3 protein-coding genes are annotated in these 3327 nt (G+C 71.1%); 1 reads left to right on the forward strand and 2 read right to left on the reverse strand.

What is annotated here, in order from left to right; translation table 11 throughout:
• Positions 1–58: 58 nt before the first annotated feature.
• Positions 59–1390 (reverse strand): quinolinate synthase NadA, encoded by a 1332-nt coding sequence (gene nadA / locus I5G_RS09110; RefSeq protein WP_022878784.1) that lies wholly within the window; start codon positions 1388–1390, stop codon positions 59–61.
• Positions 1391–1401: 11 nt separating this feature from the next.
• Positions 1402–2136: an NUDIX domain-containing protein gene (locus I5G_RS09115; RefSeq protein WP_022878785.1), complete on the reverse strand. Its 735-nt coding sequence runs from the start codon at positions 2134–2136 to the stop codon at positions 1402–1404.
• 98 nt (positions 2137–2234) lie between these two features.
• Here I5G_RS09115 and I5G_RS09120 point away from each other — a divergent pair.
• Positions 2235–3327 (forward strand): MarP family serine protease (locus I5G_RS09120; protein WP_022878786.1); only part of this gene is annotated, 1093 nt, incomplete at its 3' end.

Here is a 3327-nt window from a genome sequence, read left to right on the forward strand (position 1 = left end):
GCCGCGTGCAGGGCCGCGGTGAGACCGGCGATGCCGCTGCCGACCACGATGACGCGGGTCATTTCACGGCCCCGTTCGGCTTGGCCGCGAGCATGCGCTCGAGGGCGACCGTCGCGGGTTCGGCGACGTCGGCCGGAACCGTGATGCGGTTGACGACCTCGCCCGCGACGAGCGACTCCAGCACCCACGCGAGGTAGCCGGGGTGGATGCGGTACATCGTCGAGCACGGGCACACGACCGGGTCGAGGCAGAAGATCTCGTGCTGCGGGAACTGCGCGGCGAGGCGCTGCACGAGGTTGATCTCGGTGCCGATCGCGAAGGTCGTGGGCTCGTCGGCCGCGGTGATGGCCTTGCGGATGATGTCGGTGGATCCGGCCTCGTCGGCGGCGTCGACGACGTCCATCGGGCACTCGGGGTGCACGATCACCCGGACGCCCGGGTGCTCGGCGCGGGCCTTGTCGATCTGCGCGACGCTGAACCGTCGGTGCACGGAGCAGAAGCCGTGCCACAGGATGACCTGGCCGTCCTCGAGCTGCTCGGCCGTGGAGCCGCCGAGGGGGCGGCGGGGGTTCCACATCGGCATACGGTCCAGCGGCACGCCCATCGCCTTCGCGGTGTTCCGGCCCAGGTGCTGGTCGGGGAAGAAGAGCACGCGGCGACCGCGCGCGAACGCCCACTCCAGCACGGTGCGGGCGTTGGAGGAGGTGCACACGATGCCGCCGTGACGACCGACGAAGCCCTTGATGGCGGCGCTGGAGTTCATATACGTGACCGGGATCACGGGCAGGAGGCCGTCGGCATCCGGGGTCTCGAGGTCGCCGAGGACGTCGGCGAGCTGCTCCCAGCACTCCTCGACCTGGTCGATGCTGGCCATGTCGGCCATCGAGCATCCGGCGGCGAGGTTCGGGAGGATGACCGACTGCTCGGGGCGCGAGAGCAGGTCGGCGGTCTCGGCCATGAAGTGGACGCCGCAGAAGACGATCGCCTCGGCCTCGGGGTGGGCCTTCGCGGCGTTGGCGAGCTGGAACGAGTCGCCGACGTAGTCGGCGTGCCGCACGACCTCCTCGCGCTGGTAGAAGTGTCCGAGCACGACGACCCGGTCGCCGAGCGTCGCTTTGGCGGCGCGGATGCGGGCGTCGAGCTCGTCGTCGGAGGCTTCGCGGTACTCGCGGGGGAGCTCGCCCTGGCGCGGCGCGCCGGTGGGGATGACGTCGCCCATCGACGAACCCGGGCCGTACCCGGGACGCGTGTCGAAGTCCCAGGGCCCCACCGCGAGGTCGGTCGTACAGGTCGCGTCGGTCGACGCGCCGGAGACGATCGCCTGGATGACGTGGTCGACGGACGGGTCGATCTCGGGGCGAGGCTGCAGGGTGAGGGTTGTCGTGCTCATGGGCGGTCCGATCAGTGACGGGACGTGAGCGGGCCGCGATCGGCGAGCTCCACGTCACGGTTGTAGCGGTACAGGCGGGCGGGTCGGTGGCTTCCGGTCCGGAAGCGTTCGGTCGGGATGACGGTGTCGGAGGTGTCGATCTGCCGACGGAAGTTCGCCGGATCGAGCCGTCGGCCGAGGATCGTCTCGGTGACTTCGCGCAGGTCGGCGAGGGTGAATTCGTCGGGCAGGAGTCCGTGCGCGATGCGGCTGTAGCCGACCTTGTTGCGCAGACGCCACAGCGTGTACTCGACGATGTCGTTGTGGTCGAACGCGAGCGCCGGCAGGTGCGTGGCGTCGAACCATTCCACGTTCTCGGGGGCGTCGCCCTCGCGGGCGTGCGCGGCGACCTGCGCGTCGACCTCGTCGGAGCGCAGCAGCGCCCAGTAGACGATCGAGACGACGCGCGTGGGGGAGCGATCCACCGCGCCGAACGCGTAGAGCTGCTCGAGATAGCTCGGGGTGAGTCCGGTGGTCTCTTCGAGGGTGCGGGATGCCGCGGCATCCAGGCTCTCGGCCGGGTCCAGCCACCCGCCGGGGAGCGCCCAGCGGCCGTCGAACGGATCGCGCGTGCGTCGGACGAGCGGGAGGGAGAGGACGGGTTCGTCGTGCGCATCGCGGCGGACGCTGAAGATCACGGTCGACACCGCGACGCGCACGTCGGCGTCGCGGGGTTCGGGGCGAGGGGTTCGTGTCATTGTGACCATATCTCCGAGCACGATCTTAATGTCATCGTGACCCGAACCACAAAACGGGACTCTCCCAGCGCCGCCGCGTACCCTGGCGCTCGACCCTGGAGGTACGGATGCCGGTTGTCGACATCGTGCTGATCGTGCTCCTCGCGCTGGCTCTCGTCGTGGGCCTCGCGCGGGGATTCCTCGCCACGATCGGCTTCTTCGCGGGCCTCGCCGTGGGCGGCGCGGCCGCGTTCTGGCTGATCCCGTACGTCGGATCGTGGGTGAGCGATTCGATGTGGCGTGGGGCCGCGATCGTCGCCGCCGGTGTTCTGCTGCTGCTCCTCGGCGCCGCGCTCGGCACGGCCGTCGGGAACGCCCTGCGGCGGGGCGCCGACCGCATCAAGCTGCGCGTGCCCGAGCGGATCCTCGGCGGGGTCGTGAACCTCGCCGCGGCCGCGCTCGCGCTGTCGTTCTTCGCCGGCACGCTCACCACCGCGGGTGTTCCGGTCGTCTCGGCCGCGCTCGCGTCGTCGAACGTCGTCCGCACGATCGACCGGCTCACCCCCGACCCCGTCCGTTCCGCGCTCGCGCAACTGCGCGGTGCCGTCTTCGCCGACGGCATCCCGCGGCTGGGCCAGCTCATCCAGATCGGTCCGGTGCAGAGCGCCCCGGCGATCGCGCTCGACGACCCCGCCCTTACGCAGGCCGCGCAGTCGGTCGCCCGCATCACCGGCACCGCGTACGCGTGCGGCATCACCGCGAGCGGATCCGGGTTCGTCGTCGGCGACGACCGCGTCCTCACCAACGCGCACGTCGTCGCGGGGGTCGACGCGCCGCTCGTCGAACTGCCCGGACAGGAGGCGAAGGAGGGACGGGTCGTGTACTTCGACCCGACCGACGACCTCGCCGTCATCGCGGTGGACGGACTGGATGCCGCGGCCCTCCCGGTCGTCCCCGCGCTCGGTGTCGGTTCTGCCGCCGTCGTGCAGGGCTACCCGTACGGCGGACCGTTCACGTCCGGGAACGCCCAGGTGCTGTCCGAGGGCACGGTTCCGGTACCCGACATCTACGGCGACCAGTCGGCGCCGCGGGAGATCTACGCGTTGGGTGCGGTCGTGCGGCCGGGGCACTCCGGGCGACCGCTCCTCACTCCCGAGGGACAGGTCGCCGGCGTCGTCTTCGCGCGCTCGGAGACGGACGACAACGTCGGCTACGCGATGA

Origin of the sequence: Microbacterium sp. B19, from assembly GCF_000333395.1 — a bacterium.
Lineage (GTDB): Bacteria > Actinomycetota > Actinomycetes > Actinomycetales > Microbacteriaceae > Microbacterium.

Bases quoted from the DNA above. Each gene is read 5' to 3' on its own strand.
- nadA (WP_022878784.1), bottom strand. From the start codon at position 1,390: ATGAGCACGACAACCCTCACCCTGCAGCCTCGCCCCGAGATCGACCCG.
- I5G_RS09115 (WP_022878785.1), bottom strand. From the start codon at position 2,136: ATGGTCACAATGACACGAACCCCTCGCCCCGAACCCCGCGACGCCGAC.